The sequence below is a fragment of the Chamaesiphon sp. genome, from assembly GCF_041737865.1.
Taxonomy (GTDB): domain Bacteria; phylum Cyanobacteriota; class Cyanobacteriia; order Cyanobacteriales; family Chamaesiphonaceae; genus Chamaesiphon.
Genome location: NZ_JBGSQZ010000293.1, coordinates 17,789 through 36,612, shown reverse-complemented (window position 1 = coordinate 36,612; position 18,824 = coordinate 17,789). Strand labels below are relative to the sequence as shown.

Annotated in this window: 19 protein-coding genes; 10 read left to right on the top strand and 9 right to left on the bottom strand. The window is 46.6% G+C overall.

What is annotated here, in order from left to right; all coding sequences use genetic code 11:
* Positions 1–377 precede the first annotated feature (377 nt).
* From ACEW9J_RS22750 to ACEW9J_RS22740, 3 genes are all read right to left on the bottom strand, one after another.
* On the bottom strand, positions 378–698 hold the full coding sequence (locus ACEW9J_RS22750) for a hypothetical protein (protein ID WP_373547357.1): 321 nt from the start codon (positions 696–698) through the stop codon (positions 378–380).
* A 300-nt stretch (positions 699–998) separates the two neighbouring features.
* Positions 999–2,156, bottom strand: coding sequence for an ABC transporter permease DevC (gene devC / locus ACEW9J_RS22745; protein WP_373547356.1), 1,158 nt, complete (start codon positions 2,154–2,156; stop codon positions 999–1,001).
* 135 nt (positions 2,157–2,291) lie between these two features.
* Entirely contained in the window at positions 2,292–3,725 is a 1,434-nt protein-coding gene (locus ACEW9J_RS22740) for an HlyD family efflux transporter periplasmic adaptor subunit (protein WP_373547355.1), read from the bottom strand.
* Between the two features lie 183 nt (positions 3,726–3,908).
* Between ACEW9J_RS22740 and ACEW9J_RS22735 the strand changes: the two genes are divergently transcribed.
* The 10 genes from ACEW9J_RS22735 to ACEW9J_RS22690 all read left to right on the top strand — a co-directional run bounded on the left by ACEW9J_RS22735 (position 3,909) and on the right by ACEW9J_RS22690 (position 10,135).
* On the top strand, positions 3,909–4,553 hold the full coding sequence (locus ACEW9J_RS22735) for a TetR/AcrR family transcriptional regulator (RefSeq protein ID WP_373547354.1): 645 nt from the start codon (positions 3,909–3,911) through the stop codon (positions 4,551–4,553).
* A 54-nt stretch (positions 4,554–4,607) separates the two neighbouring features.
* Entirely contained in the window at positions 4,608–5,063 is a 456-nt protein-coding gene (locus ACEW9J_RS22730) for a nitrate reductase associated protein (RefSeq protein WP_373547353.1), read from the top strand.
* 49 nt (positions 5,064–5,112) lie between these two features.
* On the top strand, positions 5,113–5,868 hold the full coding sequence (locus tag ACEW9J_RS22725) for a DevA family ABC transporter ATP-binding protein (protein WP_373547352.1): 756 nt from the start codon (positions 5,113–5,115) through the stop codon (positions 5,866–5,868).
* A gap of 210 nt (positions 5,869–6,078) precedes the next feature.
* Complete coding sequence (locus tag ACEW9J_RS22720; RefSeq protein WP_373547358.1) at positions 6,079–6,414, top strand: cation:proton antiporter subunit C; 336 nt, start codon at positions 6,079–6,081, stop codon at positions 6,412–6,414.
* Positions 6,414–7,847, top strand: a complete 1,434-nt coding sequence (locus ACEW9J_RS22715; RefSeq protein WP_373547351.1) for a cation:proton antiporter — start codon at positions 6,414–6,416, stop codon at positions 7,845–7,847. Before ACEW9J_RS22720 ends, ACEW9J_RS22715 begins: the two co-directional genes overlap by 1 nt.
* The gene (locus tag ACEW9J_RS22710; RefSeq protein ID WP_373547350.1) at positions 7,844–8,233 is read left to right on the top strand and encodes a Na+/H+ antiporter subunit E; all 390 of its coding nucleotides are present in this window, start codon (positions 7,844–7,846) and stop codon (positions 8,231–8,233) included. Before ACEW9J_RS22715 ends, ACEW9J_RS22710 begins: the two co-directional genes overlap by 4 nt.
* A complete protein-coding gene (locus ACEW9J_RS22705; RefSeq protein ID WP_373547349.1) occupies positions 8,230–8,535 on the top strand; it encodes a hypothetical protein in 306 nt (101 codons plus the stop codon). Before ACEW9J_RS22710 ends, ACEW9J_RS22705 begins: the two co-directional genes overlap by 4 nt.
* An 84-nt stretch (positions 8,536–8,619) precedes the next feature.
* Entirely contained in the window at positions 8,620–8,895 is a 276-nt protein-coding gene (locus tag ACEW9J_RS22700) for a monovalent cation/H(+) antiporter subunit G (RefSeq protein ID WP_373547348.1), read from the top strand.
* Positions 8,892–9,476, top strand: coding sequence for a DUF4040 domain-containing protein (locus tag ACEW9J_RS22695; protein ID WP_373547347.1), 585 nt, complete (start codon positions 8,892–8,894; stop codon positions 9,474–9,476). Before ACEW9J_RS22700 ends, ACEW9J_RS22695 begins: the two co-directional genes overlap by 4 nt.
* Complete coding sequence (locus tag ACEW9J_RS22690; RefSeq protein WP_373547346.1) at positions 9,473–10,135, top strand: Na(+)/H(+) antiporter subunit B; 663 nt, start codon at positions 9,473–9,475, stop codon at positions 10,133–10,135. The genes ACEW9J_RS22695 and ACEW9J_RS22690 overlap by 4 nt, the downstream gene beginning before the upstream one ends.
* Positions 10,136–10,227: 92 nt before the next feature.
* On the opposite strand, the gene ACEW9J_RS22685 is transcribed toward ACEW9J_RS22690, so the two are convergent.
* From ACEW9J_RS22685 to ACEW9J_RS22660, 6 genes are all read right to left on the bottom strand, one after another.
* Positions 10,228–11,943: a PQQ-binding-like beta-propeller repeat protein gene (locus ACEW9J_RS22685; protein ID WP_373547345.1), complete on the bottom strand. Its 1,716-nt coding sequence runs from the start codon at positions 11,941–11,943 to the stop codon at positions 10,228–10,230.
* A gap of 128 nt (positions 11,944–12,071) precedes the next feature.
* A complete protein-coding gene (locus ACEW9J_RS22680; protein ID WP_373547344.1) occupies positions 12,072–13,001 on the bottom strand; it encodes a LysR substrate-binding domain-containing protein in 930 nt (309 codons plus the stop codon).
* Positions 13,002–13,169: 168 nt separating this feature from the next.
* The gene (locus ACEW9J_RS22675; protein WP_373547343.1) at positions 13,170–13,994 is read right to left on the bottom strand and encodes a nitrate ABC transporter ATP-binding protein; all 825 of its coding nucleotides are present in this window, start codon (positions 13,992–13,994) and stop codon (positions 13,170–13,172) included.
* Between the two features lie 203 nt (positions 13,995–14,197).
* Positions 14,198–16,165, bottom strand: coding sequence for a nitrate ABC transporter ATP-binding protein (locus tag ACEW9J_RS22670; RefSeq protein WP_373547342.1), 1,968 nt, complete (start codon positions 16,163–16,165; stop codon positions 14,198–14,200).
* A gap of 217 nt (positions 16,166–16,382) precedes the next feature.
* A complete protein-coding gene (gene ntrB / locus ACEW9J_RS22665; protein ID WP_373547341.1) occupies positions 16,383–17,219 on the bottom strand; it encodes a nitrate ABC transporter permease in 837 nt (278 codons plus the stop codon).
* 108 nt (positions 17,220–17,327) lie between these two features.
* Positions 17,328–18,677: a CmpA/NrtA family ABC transporter substrate-binding protein gene (locus ACEW9J_RS22660; RefSeq protein WP_373547340.1), complete on the bottom strand. Its 1,350-nt coding sequence runs from the start codon at positions 18,675–18,677 to the stop codon at positions 17,328–17,330.
* Positions 18,678–18,824: the final 147 nt, after the last annotated feature.

The following is an 18,824-nucleotide window of genomic DNA, read 5'->3' as shown; positions in this document are numbered from 1 at the left end:
AGACAAGATAGTTGGTCGTAGTCTGCCATCAGCGACAGATTGTATAAATCGAGCCGCGCTTGATAATAGTCGAAGGGTTCGATCTGGGCGGTTTGAAGGGCGGTTAAGGTGGCTGCGGTGTTGAAGTTGAAGGTGTAGTTTCGCTCCATGCTGTTGTTCTAGCTACGGTTAGTTAATTCTAGTCGATGCCATGCACTGTTATCGTTAGGAGTTAGATGAGCTGGGTCGGTAAAGACGCACGACAAATCTATTTCGAGCGAGTCTAAAATAGATCGGCCAAGGAACGAGGAGATCGGGCGGATCTTCAGGAAAGGCTCTATGACCTGCGATCGATCATTTTGCCAGGTTTTCCCTACTTATATTTTCGACTCATCGTGTCAAACTTCCGTGTCAGTGCCAATTGAGATCGCTGCGGCATCGATGATGCAATATTCAAACAGGCGTGCCGTGGTTTTGAGGCGTTTCCCCAAAACCACGGCACTGGCTAATCCTAATTGTTGTTGTATCGCCCATAGTAGTGGCTCGACACGACTAAAACTGTGGGCATTCAGAACTCTGAAAAATACAATTAGTAATATTTTGAGCGATCGCTTTACCCACGTTTTTAGTCGTGTCGTCCCACTACTACTGGGACGACACTGCCCACGATCGAACCTTGACGGAGCAGTGAGGGCTTGTTGTGCCGATCGATTTGACATCCTCTATCTCTAATATCGATCGTGATTGATTTACTCGTTGGCATCGCCTACCGAAGGTAATGGCAATATGCGATCTTGACTTATACTCGATCGATAGTATTAACTCATGCTGACGATCGATCGTTAATACTATGGTGACTCGATCGATTTGGATCTGTCTATCTTTGTTTACGCCGTAGCCAGGAATCGATTAGGCTTTGCCTACGCTACGCGAACGAGAACCAATTAAATCGATAAGGGATCGATCCTGGTGCGTTATGGCTGATGCCTAACACACCCTACACTACATCTCGATCGACATTAGAACATATCTGCGGGATCGGCTGCGCGTAATTTGCGAACCGCGATCGCGCCAGAAATTGTACACATAATCATAGTTAAGATCAGAACTGTGGTTGCACGAGCGACAGTCATCAGCAGTGGTAAACTCGTAGCATTTCGCGTCATCGTATAGAGTCCCACGGCGGCTAACATGCCAGGGAAAAAGCCAACGATCGAGAGAATTAATGCTTCTTGAAAGACAACAGTTAATAGATAAAAATCTGTATAGCCCATCGCCTTGAGGGTGGCATATTCAGATAAATGATCGGCAACATCAGTGTAAAGAATCTGATAGACAATTACAATTCCGACGATAAAGCCCATCACTGTACCGAGGGTAAAAATAAACCCGATCGAGGTGCCACTCTGCCAATAACTCTTCTCGAAGTCGATGAATTGTTCTTTAGAAAACACTCTGACATCTTTGGGAAAAGATGCCTGCATCGCGGCAATAGTTGCTGGAACATCTGTCCCTGGCTGTAATTTTACTACGCCAACGTCAATCAATCCGCGATCGCGTTGTTTGAACATCCGGGCAAAGTTGGTATCGCTAGTCATGATATTCCCATCGGCACCAAATGATGCACCGAGGGTAAATAAACCACCAACATCAATTTTGCGTCCGTCTATTTCTGTTTGTACGCGTTGCCCTGAGTTAAATATTTTGGCGATGGGACCAAATTGTTCGCGAGATTTTTCGTCAAATAGATAGGTATCTGGCAATTGCATTTTGTCAATGTTTTCACTGATGCCTGGGAGTTGGAATAGTTGTTTATCGGCGGGATTAAAGCCAATCACCATAATCTGGCGGGTATTTTTTTGTTCGGGATTTTTCCAAATCCCAAAGCCCAGATAAATCGGTGTAACTGAATCGACACCTTTGAAGGCGAGGGATTGATAAAGTCGCCGTCTCGGAAAAGATTTCATGGCAATTAATGCCGTCGATTGAGGGCTGACTAAAAATATATCCCCGTTGACATTGGTATGAAATTTGACGGCACTATCAAATAGAGCATCGCGAAATCCTAGCTGCATAAACATCAGGATATCAGCGAAACTAATGCCCGCGATCGCGACTAGTAGTCGAATTTTTTCGTGGCTGAGTTGTAACCAAGCGAGGGGGATTTTTTTAAACATTGATTAGGGGTGCCTAGATTATTGACTTGCTCCCGTACCTGTATCGAGTTGGGCATCTGGGGTAGTGGGTGGATGGTGAATGGTGGATGGTGAATGGTCAATGGTGAATCGATGGGGAGATCGCAGGGAATATAACTACTGAGTGTTGATTTTGACGGCGATCTTGGAATTGGTTAGTCCTCTGACAGTGGTGCTGTCGCTGGGATCGATCGCGATTTTGACTTCGACGACGCGGGAGTCGGAATCGGCGGCAGGATCGGTATTGAGCACGTCTTGCTTACCGATTTGGAGTCCGATATAGCTGACTGTACCGCGCAGATTTTGACTGAATGCCCCAGATTCACTGGTAATGGTGGCAGATTGTCCGACTTTGAGCTTGCGAACGTCGCTTTCGTAGACTTCGGCGACGGCTACCATTTGACTAGTTTGTCCCATTTCGACGATGCCCTTGTCGCTGGGAGATTCACCAGCTTTAGAGTGGACTTTGAGGATTTCTCCCGCACTGGGCGCACGAACATAAGCTTCACTGAGTTCGGCTTGAGCTTGACGGGCGGTAGCTTGGGCGCGGCTGAGTTCGGCTTTGGCACCTTCGACATCGACAGGGCGGACTTCGGAGATTTTGCTGAGGGTGGCTTGGGCTGCGGCGATTTGTTGGGTGGTGGTGGCTAGAGTTGTGTCGTAGTTGGCTTTGGCTTCCGCGATTTGTTGTTGGGTGATGCTGATGAGTTTATTCTGGGTGGCTTTATTTTCGATAATCTGCTGGTTGAGCGTAGCTACAGTCTGGTTGTATTTGGACTGAGCTTCGGCAATTTGTTCGCGGATGGTATCGACTTCGAGCCGCTTGGCATCCAATCTAGTTGTTTCGATCGCTCGCTCGGTATACAGTTGTTGAAAGCGTTTGTAGTCTACTTCCGTATTTTTCAGTTGCGATTGGAGGCGGCGGATGGTAGCTAATTGGGTGGGCTTTTCTCCAGCTAGTTGAGCATTGAGGGCTTCAATTTTTCCAGCTTGGGCGGCGGGTTCCCATTTGAGTTGGGCTTCTAGACGCGCTTTTGTCGCCACATAAGTATCCCGATTGCCTTGGAGTTGACTCTTGAGTCGAGCGATTTCGGCTCTTTGGGCACCGATTTCCCCTTGCTTGGCTCCAGCTTTGACTTTAGCGAGATTGTTTTGAGATACCTTGACATCTTCTGTAGCTCTTGACAATGCTGCTTCCAACCGTTGACGATTGTCAAGGATGGCGATTATTTGTCCTTGCTTGACTTTATCGCCTTCTTTGACTAGCAATTGTGTCAATGTTCCCTTCCCGCTCTGGGTACTGGGTGCCGAGATTTTAATGACTTCGCCTAATGGTTCTAACCTACCTAATGAAGTGACAGCGGCTGATTGCGGCTTGACGACAACGATATTACTCTGAGTTGCCGCTTCCGGTTTCTGGGCAAATATTCCCGCCGAGTATAATCCGGCTGGTAATAATAGGATCGCTGCTGCTGTGGCACCGATGGCAGTCCAACGAGTAGCAGGGTTGAGGCTCTTAAATTTATCGACTACAAAGTTATCTTCTGCCATGTTGGTTGTACGAGTTGTCCCTCTGTTTGCCCTAAAAAATTTACTGACTCATTAGTTAGTTTAACCCAAATTTAAAATATATGTCAATTAAGTTACAATCCCTGAAGCCTATGACATAATGGGGTATGGAGACTGTCTTATACTAACCAGTTAGTTAAATAACCTGCTGCATCTTTCTATATAATGCCCGTAATTCACAAGCAAAAGACTACTAAAGCGACAACCCTCAGCCGTAATCCAGAAGCGACAAAGACTCAACTCTTGGATGCCGCCGAGGTGGAGTTTGCCGTGACGGGTTTGATTGGGGCGCGGATGGAAGCCATCGCCGCCCACACAGGTGTCACCAAGGCAACGATTTACTATTATTTCCTAAGTAAGGAAGAGTTGTATCGAGCGGTGTTAGGGCGTTGTTTTACTGAGGCTCTGGAGATGATGGAGCAACTCCAACTCGATTGTTTACCTCCCGAGGCAGCACTCGTCAGGCTGCTCGAACAGATGCTCGACTGTATGTCCCAAAACCCTCGGATTGGGAGTATTCTCTCCCTCGAAGCAATTCAAAACAAGGGTAAATACTACCCGAAACAGTTAGGTGATTTACTCTACGGCACAATTATCGAAATTTTGAACCAGGGAATGATGGTGGGTGTTTTTCGCGCACTCGAACCCCGACATACGGCGGTAAATATTGTCGGGACTTGTGCATTTTATTTCACGGCTCAGGAAAATCTCAAATATCTATGGCCTGGTAAACGGTTGCTAGGAAAAGATTTACTCCAACGCCATCGACAAGAATCGATCGATCTAATTATGGCAGGAGTCAGGAGTTAGTTGATAGTTGATAGTTGATAGTTGATAGTTTATAATTTCACCCTAAGCTCTAAGATGACTACATTTTTTAAATTTGAAGCGGATTTTGTTGATTCGTTGCGCTGTATTCCGATGATCGTGCGGCTGAAGTTGGATACTTGTGGTGTGAAATTAAAGTTAGCCGAATGGAATCGGTTTAATCAATTAGAGTGCGAGCAATTGGTTGAGTTGCCATGCGATCGAGATTCCGAGATAATTGCTTATAAAGAATATGTGATTCAATTAATCTTCCAGCATACCGGACATGAGGCTAGTTTACTCCCGATCGATCCGCAGCCACCTTGGTCGAACGATCGCGAAATCCCCGAAAGCGTCATGACTAAAGCCACTGAAGAGGGTGTAAAAATCGATCGATCCCAATGGGCAAATCTGACAACGATTCAAAGATTTGCATTAATTAAGTTAACTCGATCGCAACACGAAAATAACAACTTTTTACCAGCAATAAAAGAATTCGGACTATTGACTTAACAAGCGATCGAATCTAAAACCTAAAGCCCAAAGCCTAACACCTAATCAGATGCTAACCTTCAAACCTAAAAACCAAGACTTAGTAAAGATCGGTAGTCTCGACAATAATATAGTCGTTGATGTCCATCAGCTCAATCACTACTTTGGGAAAGGAAACCTCAAAAAGCAAGTTTTATTCGATATCAACCTCCAAATCGGTCGAGGCGAAATCGTCCTGATGACTGGGCCATCTGGTTCTGGGAAAACTACCCTGCTGACACTTTCGGGTGGATTGCGATCGCCTCAAGAGGGGAGTATGCGAGTATTGGGTGTGGAAATGGTGGGGGCGAGTAAACGCAAAGTTATCGAAGTGCGGCGAAATATCGGTTATATTTTCCAAGCTCACAACCTGCTCAAGTCTCTGACTGCTCAACAAAATGTCCAGATGGCAGGACAGCTCCACGACAACATGAGCAGTAAGGAAATCAAAGAACGCGCGACAGAAATGCTCGATGCCGTCGGATTGAGCGATCGCAAGTCATACTACCCCGAAAACCTCTCTGGGGGTCAAAAACAGCGCGTCGCGATCGCCCGTGCCCTGATGAGCCATCCTAAGCTGGTATTAGCGGACGAACCGACTGCCGCCCTAGACGGGAAATCGGGACGAGAAATCGTCGAGATCATGCAGAAACTTGCCAAAGAGCAGGGGACAACTATTTTGATGGTGACTCATGATAACCGGATTTTAGATATAGCCGATCGGATCGTCCATCTGGAGGATGGTTGTCTGGCGCAAAATGATGTCCTGACTGTCAGTCACAGCTAATCGGCTCACGTAGCTTCGACGATTGCTTTACCTTCATTTAGTTGTGATCGATCGGTAATATTGAGACTCAGCTCGATCGCTGGATGCTGTCAATTGAAGGTACCCTGCTTGGTGCGGTACACTCTCAACTGGGGCGCGAGCTTTTTAAGCGGGATTCAAACCAATTTCGCTTCTAACCAGAATCGATCGTTAATTCTATTTATCTCAATGGTGTTAGAAGCATTTACATTAGCAACGATATTATGTGGATTTTTCGCCATCATCTTCAAACAGAATTTGGTGATGAAAGTTTTTGCAATGGATGTGATGAGTACGGGGGTAATTGCTTACTACGTGCTGATTGCTGCGCGGGGTGGTTTGGTTACACCGATTGCAGGCAATGCCAAGAATAATGCCCTTTATGCCGATCCAGTCCCGCAATCGGTGATTTTAACCGCGATCGTGATTGGGTTTTCGATTCAGGCTTTAATGTTAGTTGGGGCGATGAAATTGGCAAAGGATCATCCCACCTTGGATACCCGCGAAATCGAGCAGGAGAATAGTTAATGAATACTATCTCGATCGCCTGGATCGTCCTGCCATTTGTGGCGGGATTTTTAATTTTCTTATTACCAAAACTCGATCGCTACCTAGCGATATTCGCCGCGATCGGTTCGGCGGGATATGCGTTACAGCTTATAACTTCTCGATCGTCGATCGAGCTGCTGTTACTCGATAATTTCGGGGTGACGTTATTAATCGATTCACTCAGCGGTTATTTTATTCTTACCAATGCCCTCGTCACTGCGGCGGTAATTCTCTACTGTTGGCATGATAAAGAGGCATTTTTTTATGGGCAATTAATTATCCTGCATGGCAGTCTAAATGCGGCGTTTGCCTGTACGGATTTTGTCAGTTTGTATGTTGCCTTGGAGGTAAGTGGCATTGCTGCGGCACTTTTAATCGCTTACCCGCGTACAGATCGATCGATTTGGGTGGCATTGCGGTATCTACTTGTCAGTAACGTGGCGATGTTATTTTATTTAGTCGGCGCGGTGCTAGTCTATAAAGCGCATCATTCCTTTACCTTTGCAGGTTTGCGCGGATCGCCGCCAGAGGCTCTCGCGCTAATTTTTATGGGGCTGCTGACTAAGGGTGGGGTATTTGTCTCCGGCTTGTGGTTGCCCATGACTCACTCCGAATCAGAAACGCCAGTTTCGGCAATGTTGTCGGGAATTGTGGTAAAAGCGGGGGTATATCCGCTGGTACGGTGTGCGCTGATTTTAGATGAGGTTGACCCCATTATTCGAGTTTTCGGGGTGGGGACGGCGGTTTTGGGCGTTTCATACGCAGTGTTTGAGAAGGATACCAAGCGGATGCTGGCATTTCACACCGTTTCTCAATTGGGTTTTATGCTGGCGGCTCCTGAAGTGAGCGGATTTTATGCCCTGACGCATGGCTTGGTTAAATCGGGACTATTTATGCTGGCGGGGGCGTTACCGAGTCGTAACTTTAAAGAATTACAGCAGCAACCGATCGATCGCACGCTGTGGATTTTTCTAGCGATTGCCGGATTCTCAATTTCTGGCTTCCCCTTACTATCTGGTTTTGGGGCGAAGGTATTGACGATGAAAAATCTCTTGCCGTGGCAAGAAATCGCGATGAATATGGTGGCGGTAGGGACGGCTATTTCATTTGCTAAATTTATTTTTTTACCACATCAAGCAGGTATGAATACTAAGCCGCCTAAGCTAGGCTTTTGGCTGGCGATCGGTTTATTAATTGGCGGATTAGTCGTGGCAAATATTGTCTATTTCGAGGCATACGATCTTAAAAATACCATTAAGGCGATCGCGATTATTGCTGCGGGTTGGTTAGCTTATCTAGCGATCTTTAGGCGAACGTCACTCAAATTACCCCGAATATTCGAGCAATTCGACGATCTAATTGGCGTGATGACGTTGGTATCAATTTTACTCTTTTGGGCGACATTTGTATGAGTGGTTATCTAAACATCATTCTCCGACTAACTATTTGGCTGCTGCTCACATCCGATCTGAGCGTAGAGAATATCGCGATCGGAATTGTTATCTCCCTAATATTACCCCATACTCAACGTTCGATCGGCTCATTGCGGGATTGGCTCCAGGCACTGGGTAAGATTGTAATGGCAATTCCGATCGCTTATATCGAAGCGATCGAAATGATTTTTCGTCCCCATCAGGCTGAAGATATCGAGATCGAAAGGGTGCCGCCAAATCGATCTTCTGGGCTGGTATTTCTAGATATTTTTCTAATTACTTTTACACCCAAAACAATCGTTTGTAAATATCACCAAGATGGTGGATATGAAGTTCATCGAGTTAAACGGAGAAGGAAGTTATGAATGCAATCTTGAATTTTATCTTGATGGTGATGATTGCTGCGCTGTTAATCCCGATCTATGCAGCGTGGAAAGCCGATGATGTTTGGCAGAAAATGTTGGCATTATCCAGCGTTTCTAGTAAGGCATCGATTATTATTTTGGTGGTATCTGTCTTGCGGGATGATTGGATGATTGGCGTAGTCGGCGCGATCGTCTTGAGCGTGGGCAATGCTGGGTTTATGTTACTGGCACAGTTACTCAAACGAATGGAGAACACCCGATCGACAGACTCCCTGCCCACGCCAAGACTAGCCAACGACTAGAAACCGCTGTGAGTATGTAGGTTGGGTTGAGGCACGAAACCCAACAACACCAATGTTGTAGGTATTAAAACGGATGGATAAATCATGATTGACATTCTTAGTTATTTCTGTATCGGCGGTGGGATCGTCTTCTGGTTTTGGGGGACTCTACCGCTACTAGGCAGACGATCGGTATTATTCAAGTTACACAGTCTATCAGTATCAGATACCCTCGGCTCGATGGCGATCGTGTTTGGATTGCTGCTAAAACTGCCCAGCGAGTGGCAATTACTGATCCTCGCCATTCTCTCGTTGGCACTGTGGAATACGATGTTGGGCTATGTATTAGCCTATTGTGCGAGTAGCCAGGAGGAGTCATGACAGATCCGTATATTTATGCGATCGTTGCCCTGCTGCCAATCTCTGCGCTGATGTTGGTACTTCAATCCAATCCTTACAATGCACTGATTTTGCGCGGTATTCTCGGTGCCATCGCCGCCCTCATCTATTCAATTCTAGGTGCGGCGGATGTGGCTCTAACCGAAGCTTTGATGGGTACTTTACTCGCGATTTCCCTATATGCGATCGCGGTACGCTCCTCAATGGTAGTACGGCTGGGCATCTTGAGGAATGAGACTACACTCGATTCTCCGCTGGATCGGCTCCGCCAACGACAGATCGAGGATTTACGCACAATTTTTAGCAAACATTATCTGAGACTCGAACTAGTTGCTTACGATGATTTGCCGACTTTGCGCCAAGCATTGCTCGATCGCGACATCCACACTACAATTGTCCTCAATCCCGCCCGACTCGACGATTCTACCCCACCACCAGTCGAGATTACTACCAGAATTCCCAGCCTGCATGACATGATGCGATCGGCACTTCCCTCAGACATCAACCTCACCTACCTTAACCCCTTAGCCAGTAACCTAACTGTCACGGAGCCACAGCCATGAGATGGATTTATTTACTAGCAGGTATCGCCCTGGGAATCAAAATCTTGGTGACTTCCAACGCGCTCCCAGACTTATCACAAATCACGATCGTCGAAACGATCGTCCGCGAGACAGGTATCCCCAATGCGGTATCGGGAATCATCTTGAGAAATCGGCTCTACGACACGATCTTTGAAGTCGTCGTCTTCACGATCTCCATCTTAGGCGTAAAATTCTTGCTTTCTACCGAACAACCTGCTACCACAGTTTACCAATTTACCGATTCACCCTCGATCGTCTTAGCCAGACTAGGGGCGACAATTGCCGCATTAGTTAGTATCGAACTAGCAATTCGCGGACATCTCAGCCCTGGTGGTGGTTTTGCCGCAGGTGTCGCAGGTGGTACCGCCATCGGCTTAGTGGCAATTACCTCCTCTACCGCAGAGATGGATTTACTCTACCAGCGTTGGCACGCCGCCACCTGGGAAAAAATCTCCGCCATCGCTTTCATCGTCATCGCCGCAATTAATCTCTCTGGTGTAGAATTGCCCCACGGCGAGTTAGGTACCTTAATTAGTGGTGGATTTATCCCGATTCTCAATGTGCTTGTCGCCATTAAGGTTGCCTTGGGTTCATGGGCGGTGATGTTGTTGTTTATCCGTTATCGTGGCTTGTTATAGGAATAGATCGAGCATTTGCCCTACCGATTTCTGAGGTTCGCTCCGATCGTTTATTGCTTCAGTAACTTTAAAAAATAGCAATATCTACTCAGCTAATCGATCTTCTTCAATATCAGCCGCCAGCGGGGAACTGATGCGAGAACGAAGAATCGATTTTCATCGACTGCGGTCGTCCCTTCATATATCCCAAACGGGGGTTGCCATTTCCACCGCTCCTTACCGTCAGTGTTCGCTAATGCGGTCGCGACATTATCATTATCGAAACCCATTGTGTAGACAGTTTTAGAGTTGCTAACTATGCGTTTTAGGCTATGTTCGTTGCCCAGCGGAGATTGCTTTAGCCACATTTCTCTACCAGTTTTACTGTCGATCGCGAGTATTCCATAGTTTAAGAATTCATTATAGCGTCCGCTGAAAACACATGCTGCATAAGTGCCAGATTGCAGCGATAAAATCACTTCCAAATAAGAACATTTATTGGGGTCGAGATCCCAGCGACGACTGCCAGTATTTGGGTCTAATGCAGTAATCTTAGTGTTACTAATCTTCGCATTAGGTATATTACTGAGCAGATAAACTGTTGTGTCATAGGCAAATATCAGATTGTTTTGGTTTAAGGTTGAGTCACTGTTGAGTGAAATTTGAGAGATGAGCTTACCCGTATCCCACTGATAACCAGACATTTTTGCTGTGACTCTATCAACCACAAAAATTTTTCCTGAATTAGCTACAAGCCTATAACGATCGAATACAGGATCTGTCGATTTAGGGTCGAATTTTGTAACGATAGTTTTCCAAAGCTGCTTGCCACTCGATGAATTGTAGGCTTCGATGTTGATATCTAGGGTGGAACTAAGTTTCAAAATTGCGGTGGTAGAGTCATTGGTGGCAATTCGATCGTATTCGAGATATCCGTTACCCAAATTGCGATCGATCGACCAATTGGTCTTGCCAGTTTGAGCGTCGAAATTCATGACTTTTCCTGGTCTAATACGTCTTCGATCGCGGGGAGTATCAACCTCATTTCCATCGCTTTCTACCTGTAAAATCGGCGAATCGGACACTATAGTATTTAGCCACAATTTATTGCGCTCGACTCGCAGGGGTGACGATACTTCTGACATATCTACGATACGTCGCTCACTCTGCCCTGGTGGGGGCGACGACCATATCTCTCGACCAGACTTGGTAGAGAGTGCTACAATCTTATACCTGCCATAAGTGGGTTGAGTAGATCCAAGATTCGGGCCTGTTCCAACCTGCATGAATACTCGATCTCGATCGATGGCTAGACGCTGCCTTCGAGATATATCGTTATCTAGGGCTGACGACCAGAGATATTTGCCACTGTTGGCATCTAGTGCGATTAGCGCAGCTTGGTTTTCATTGAGATAATAATTCCAAACCAAGCTGCCAATTAAGGCGACTGGAATACTAATTAGAGCCAGTTTGCCGATGATATTGACGATCGGATGATGTTTACGGTTCGTAGTGGTCACGATTGTACTTGTCTGGGAGTTGCGTTGGCTCAACAAGTGGACACCGATCGCGAGTTCAATCGAGTAAACTTTAGTGATATCTTGTGTGGCGATCGCTAAGTAAGCCAATACAGATTTTAATTGATTATCCTCAGCGAACGCGTCCTCACTTTCACATGTTTGGGCAGTGAGGATCCGGTTCTCATAGCGACGATTGCGGCGGTTGCTGGCGGTAGTCGCGCGTTTACCCGCTCGTTTATCGCAGACGAGATTCTGGAGATCGGGAGCATCATGAATATCGCTCAGGGTATCGTTGTCAGTCCGTTTCATTGCTACTGCGATCTTTTGACGGTTTATTTACATAACTTAACCTAACAATACCCAGTTGACTAGCTAAAGCGATCGATCTGGAGGTGTCGATCGCTACAATAATTCTTATGCACTAAAATTTTGAGAAATCAGCGAGGAATTAGATCTGCGCTAAATTGTTCGATAATTTGCTTGCCTTGAGCGATCGAAAAATCTAAGAAAGTTTGCGCCGCAACCGATAGCTGTTTCCCGGTGGGATAAATTACATACCAATGACGTTGAATCGGAAAGCCTTCGACATTGAGAATGGTGAGCAACCCATTCTGGGTTTCCAAATCGAGGGAATGTTGAGAGAGGACAGAAAGACCCAAACCCCCAGCAATCGCTTGTTTGATGGCTTCATTACTACTGAGTTCGATTACCACATCAACTGCAACGCGATTTTCAGCTAAGAAATTCTCGACGACTAAGCGCGTACCCGAACCTGCTTCTCTAAAAATAAAGGGTTCTGTCGCTAGCTCTTTGACAGCAATATTGGTCTTTCCTGCTAATGGATGATTTGAGGGTGCAACGACGACTAGGGGATTGTCGAGAATCGGGCGTAGCTCGATATCTAGGTCGCTAGGCGGTCTCCCTGTGAAGTAGAGATCGTCTTGATTCCTCGCCAATCTAGCGAGGACACCTTCTTGATTGGTAATATGCAGAGCCAATTCAATCTCAGGATGTTTGCGCCGAAAGGTACCGAGCAGCCGAGGGACGAAATATTTGGCAGTGGTGCTAGCGACTAAATTAATCTTTCCTTGTTTCAACCCTTTGAGTTCATCGATGGCAATTTCTAACTCCGCAAACTTTTCAGAAATAACGGCACTCGCGCTCAAGACTTGATTACCAGCCGCAGTCAGATAGATTTGTTTGCCAAGTTGCTCGAATAGCGGCATCCCGATTGTCTCGGTGAGCCGTTTAATTTGTTGGGAAACTGTGGGCTGGGTCAGTTCGAGTTCTTCGGCTGCGCGGGTAAAACTGCCGTGTCTGGCGATCGCTTCGAGGATTTGGAGTTGATGTAGCGTCGCTTGCCTCATATTTTTAGCGTGACGTGGCTCAATGGAGATCGATCGATGTTTGTTATCACTTTAGCTTAACCGAACGAGGCTAGATCCCCGACTTCTTTGAGAAGTCAGGGATCTGAAATATGCCCGACAATCTTAAGCTGCGCCTACCGAAGATTCGATCGGGTAAAATCGCTCAAGCTAGTGAGAATTCCCGCTATATAAAAATTCGAGTGCGCGGTTGCGTAAGTCGTAATAACGAGGATCTTCGAGCATTTGTTCGCGATCGCGAGGACGCTCGAAAGGGATATCTAAAATTTCACCAATGCCAGCCGCTGGGCCTTCAGTCATCATCACTAACCGATCGGCAAGGAATAAACATTCATCGATATCGTGAGTTACCATGAGTACCGTACACCCGACTTCGCGGACGATTTCCGAAACTTCTTCCTGCATTTCTTCTTTAGTAATTGCATCGAGCGCACCAAAAGGTTCATCTAAAATTAGGACTTCAGGACGCAGACAAAAAGCCCGCGCGATCGCCACCCGCTGACGCATCCCCCCAGATAATTGGGTGGGCTTTTTTTCCATTGCCTCGCCCAAACCAACCATCGTCAAAGTATCGCGGACGATCCGATCTTTTTCTGACTTCGATTTGTTGGGATGGACTGAATCTAACCCAAAATAGACATTTTCATAAGCTGTCATCCACGGCATCAAGGAGTAACTTTGAAAAACCATCATCCGATCGGGGCCAGGCTTGGTAATTAACTTACCATTCATGGTGACTTGACCTGCGTTGGGCGTGGCAAATCCAGATAGTGTATTTAACAAGGTGGATTTACCGCAACCAGAGTGTCCGATAATGCAAATAAATTCACCTTGCTTGACGGTGAGGTCGATATCCTGAATTACGACATTTAATCCTGCTCTAGAAGGATAAGATTTCGTGATTTTTTCAAAGCAGATAAAATCTTGGTTGATATTTTTTGATTTTCCCGATCGAGGTGCAGAAGTAGCAGTCATAGGATTTAGAATTTGTAATAGTTGATGTTGAAAATTTGAGATCTTCTGGTGGGGAGGGCGGGTTTATGCTAGAAATTCTTGCAAAATACAATTATCTTCCGGCCGAACCCGCCCACCCCACAAATATCGGTTAGACCGTTCAAAAGGTCTCAAATGGGTTCTATAGGTAGCAACTGGGGTTAGATACTTTCCCAAGATATTTGTTAGTGAATTTCCGCTAGCGTGATATCGCGTTTGATCTCAAGATTGTTGAGATAGCGAATCGGATCTTCAGCGTCGAAAGTCGAACCATCGACGAGCTTAATCGAACCGCGACTGTAAGAAATCTCAGTCATCCCCAATTCCCGCGCTGCGGTACTAAATACCCCGACGCGACAGGTGTTTTCGAGTACTTCTACCCAGTTCCGAGGGAACGGCACATCCCCCCACCGCGCCATCTCGACCATATGCCAGAGATGTTCGGTACGACTAGGACGATTGACACCATCGCCGAAAAAGACATGGTGAGCGACTGATTCTACCCCAGGGATGATATCATCGGGGCCGCCCAGATGAATAAAATCGATATTGGTGCCGATATATTCCTTGCGGGCTAAGATTTGGCGAATTTCTGCGGCATTAGCGGGATCGGCGCAGTAGCGGCAAGCGTCTAAAATTGCCTTATTCAGGGCAATAAAGGTATTAGGAAAGGCGTTTGCCCAATCTTGGCGACAGCCTAACACTTTGCCGGGATGACCGTTCCAGATATCGATATCGCGAGCGACGGTAAATCCAATCCCTTCAATTTCGGCGCGGAGGTTCCACGGATCGCCGACGCAAAAACCGTCGATCGTGCCATTTTTCAAATCTACGACCATTTGGGCAGGCGGGATTTGTTTGAGGCTCACATCTCGATCGGGATCGATGCCTGCACTTGCTAGCCAGTAACGCAGCAGAAGGTTGTGCATGGAGGAGGGATGTACTACACCCATCCGGTGGATTTGGTTGGGGGTGGCGCGGAGTTCCGAGCGGAAGTCGGCGAGGGTTTTGACACCGCGCTGCTTAAATCTTTTGTCGAGGGTAATAGCGTTACCATTCCGGCTGATGGTGAGAGAGCTAACCACGGGCGTACTTTGACCCGCACCGCCCAGGGTAATCCACAAGGGCATTCCCGATGGCATGGCTGCTGCATCGATATAACCGCCAATCAAGCCATCGACAACGCCGCGCCAACTCGATTCTCGCACCAAGGAGGTTTGTTCTAAACCATGTTTGGCAAAGAAGCCTTTTTCTTTGGCGATAATCATCGGGGCACATGCCGTTAAGGGCACGAAACCGAGTTCCAAGTTAACTTTTTCTAACCCGTGGGCGGCAACATTTTGCACTTTCCGCGCCCGCATTTTTTTAACTTGCTTTTGCTGGTTGAGAAAGTAAATAATCTCGCTCCGAAGCTGATAATAACTCGGATGTTTGACGGCTTCTAACCGCTTGCGTGGGCGGGGAATATCGACATCTAAAATCGAGCCAATTTTGGAAGCTGGGCCATTGGTGAGCATCACCACTCGATCGCTCATCAACACGGCTTCATCGACTTCATGCGTCACCATCAACGCCGAAATTTGATTGTCTTCGCAAATTTTAACGAGCTGTTCTTGCAATTTCCCCCGCGTCAGGGCATCGAGTACACCAAAGGGTTCATCTAGTAGTAATAAGCGCGGCTGAACGGCTAGGGCACGGGCGATCGCTACCCGTTGACGCATTCCCCCAGACATTTCACTAGGATATTTATCGATCTCTTTAGAAAGTCCAACGACATTGACGTAGTGCTCGACGATTTCTTTCCTCTCTTGAGCGGTTCTTTCGGTCAGCACTTCATCGACGGCAAAAGCGACGTTTTCTCTGACTGTCATCCACGGTAATAGTGAATAGTTCTGGAAAACTACGATCCGATCGGGGCCAGGTTTAGTAATAGTTAATCCTTCTAGGGTAACTACTCCTTCTGTCGCTAAATCCAATCCCGCAATCATATTTAGCAGGGTAGATTTGCCGCAGCCAGAGTGACCGATTAGCGAGATAAATTCACCGCGTTTGATTTGGAGATCGATACCGCGTAGGGCGACATATTCTTTCCCACCGCCGAGCGGGAAGGTTTTTCCTGCATCTTTAATATTGACTAATTCGGCTGTTGACATGGCAATTTATAAATTTTGGATTATTAATAGTGGCTTTTGGTATTGAGCGATCGGGAGTCGATAGGGTTTGGTTAAATTGCTTCGTTTCTAGACCTGAATCCCCCCTAACCCCCCTTAAAAAAGGGGGGAACCGGATCCGGAAGTCCCCCTTTTTCAGGGGGATTTAGGGGGATTTCAACTTAATGGAGCAAATAACTTACGACCGCTAAACAAAAAGTTATTGCTTAACAATTTTATTTTGCAACCAACTCATTGCCGTATCGAGCAATAAACCAACCGCGCCGATCCAAACTAGGGCGAGAATAACTTCGCTAATATAGTTATTTTGGTAAGCTTCCCAGATAAAGAAACCAATCCCGACAATCCCTGACATCACGATTTCAGCAGCGATAATTGCCAACCAAGCTAAACTAATTGCTACGCGCAAGCCAGTGAAAATGTAAGGCAGTGCGGAGGGAAGCAGAATGTTGAAGAAGTACTTTTGCTTGGAAGCTTGGACGACTTTGGCGACGTTAATGTAGTCTTGGGGGATTTGTTTGACACCAACTGCGGTATTAATTAAAATCGGCCACACGGCGGTAATAAAGATTACGAATAGGGCAGCGGGTTCGTTTTTGTTTAATGCAGCTAGGGAAATTGGTACCCAAGCAAGCGGGGGAACAGTTCTCAAGAAAAGGAACAGGGGATCGAGTGCGCGGGAGAGCATTTCACTGGTACCGATCGCGATGCCGAGCGAAATCCCAACGATCGCGGCTAATGTATAACTAATGCCCACTCGTTGTAAGCTCGCCCAAGTCTGCCAGAACATGCCTTTATCGATGCCACCGCGATCGTAAAAAGGATAGCGAACTAATTCAAATGTCCGCGCATCGGTAAACAGGCTCGAAGGGCCAGGTAATAGGGTAATTCCCGAAGCTGATAGTAATTCCCACAGAATTAAGAACGCAGAAATCGCAATTAATGGCGGTAGGACATTTTTCTTGATGGTTTTGGCAGATATTTCCATATTGCCAATCCGAAATCCTGATGATTTTTTACGGATATCAGTGGTCATAATGATGCTCCAGAATTAATTGAGAATTGAGAATTGAGTTGTTAGGATAGGGATTTGAAATCCTGTCATCAAAAAACTTATTACTTATTACTTAATCAGATAGCAAGATTAAGCCTTCATAGTTTTGATTTTTAAGCTATCCAAATAGGCTTTCGGATTTTCAGGATTGAACTCGGCACCGTCGAAGAATTTTTCGATGCCGCGTGAAGTCGATGCGGGGATATCTGCGCTGGCAATGCCCAATTCTTGAGCCGCCTCTCGCCAAAACATTTCACCACTCACCGCATCGATAATCCGATTGGCTTCACCTAACGCCCCTTGGGGTAAAAATCCCCACCGGACGCTTTCGGTTAAGAACCACAGATCGTGACTCTTATAGGGATAAGAAACGCTGCCGCGAGCATCTTTCCAGTAGCGAATTGCTAGTTTTTCATCCTTAACTGTTTTGCGATCGGCACCGAGGACATACTCGCCCGTGTAGGGGCCGATTAATAGATCGCTGGGAACGTTGAAGTATTTACGTTGTCCCAGAATAGCTGCCATTTCTGCTCGATTTTTCGGATCGTCACACCACATTTGGGCTTCCATAATGCCTTTGAGAATTGCTTTGGCAGCTTTAGGATTTTTTCTCACCCAATCTTCGCGCATGGCAAAGTATTCTTCTGGGTGTGCTGGCCAAATTTGGGCGGTTAAAACGGCTAGGAATCCAAACTTGCGACGATCGCGTAAAATCCGCGACGGCCAAGGATCTCCGGTACTAAAGCCATCCATCGAGCCAGTCCGCATACTCGCTACCGTTTGCGCGGCGGGTACGGCAATCAGATCGATATCTTTAGTCGGATCGATGCCGCCTGCACCCAGCCAATAGCGAATCCAGAAATCTTGATTGACACGGGGGAAGGTATAGGCAGCTTTGAAGGGCTTACCTGAAGCTTTCATTTCCCTAACATACTCTGCCGCACCCGACACATCTAAGTCAAAGCCTTTACCAGCATGTTGTGAGGCGATCGCGATCCCATTACCTTGGGTGCTCAATTGTGCCATCGACAACATCGGAATTTTGCGATTGCCCTTGGTAATCAGTCCTTCCGAAATCAACTGCGGCATGGGCATCTGCCACTGTCCGCCATCGATCCCGCCCCCAGCCGAGCCGATTTCGATATTATCTCGCGCCGCCCCCCAGGAGGCTTGTTTCGAGACATCGACATCGGTCATGCCGTGGCGGGCAAAAAAACCTTTTTCCCTAGCAATAATTAATGGTGCTGATTCGGCGATCGCAATGTAGCCCAGCTTAACTACGGTTGTCTCTGGAGTAGTTGCCGAACCCAGAGTCATTGCGCTAGCTTTGGGAGATAAGGAGTCTGGCGAGGGTGGATTGATGCTGCAACCTTTGAGCAGGGTTGCGCCACCAGTGGCACCAACAGCCAGCAAAAAGTGCCGACGAGAGAGATGTTGCATGGGTTTCTAAAGTGACGATCTAAAGTTGAGGAGATTTTAGAATTTATTTATTAAATCGACAAAATCAATGGTTTTCTTAAATATCATAGAAGAATCATTGCATAGCTCTGTTGTGCTTGTCAATACATAGAGGGTATGTAAATCTGG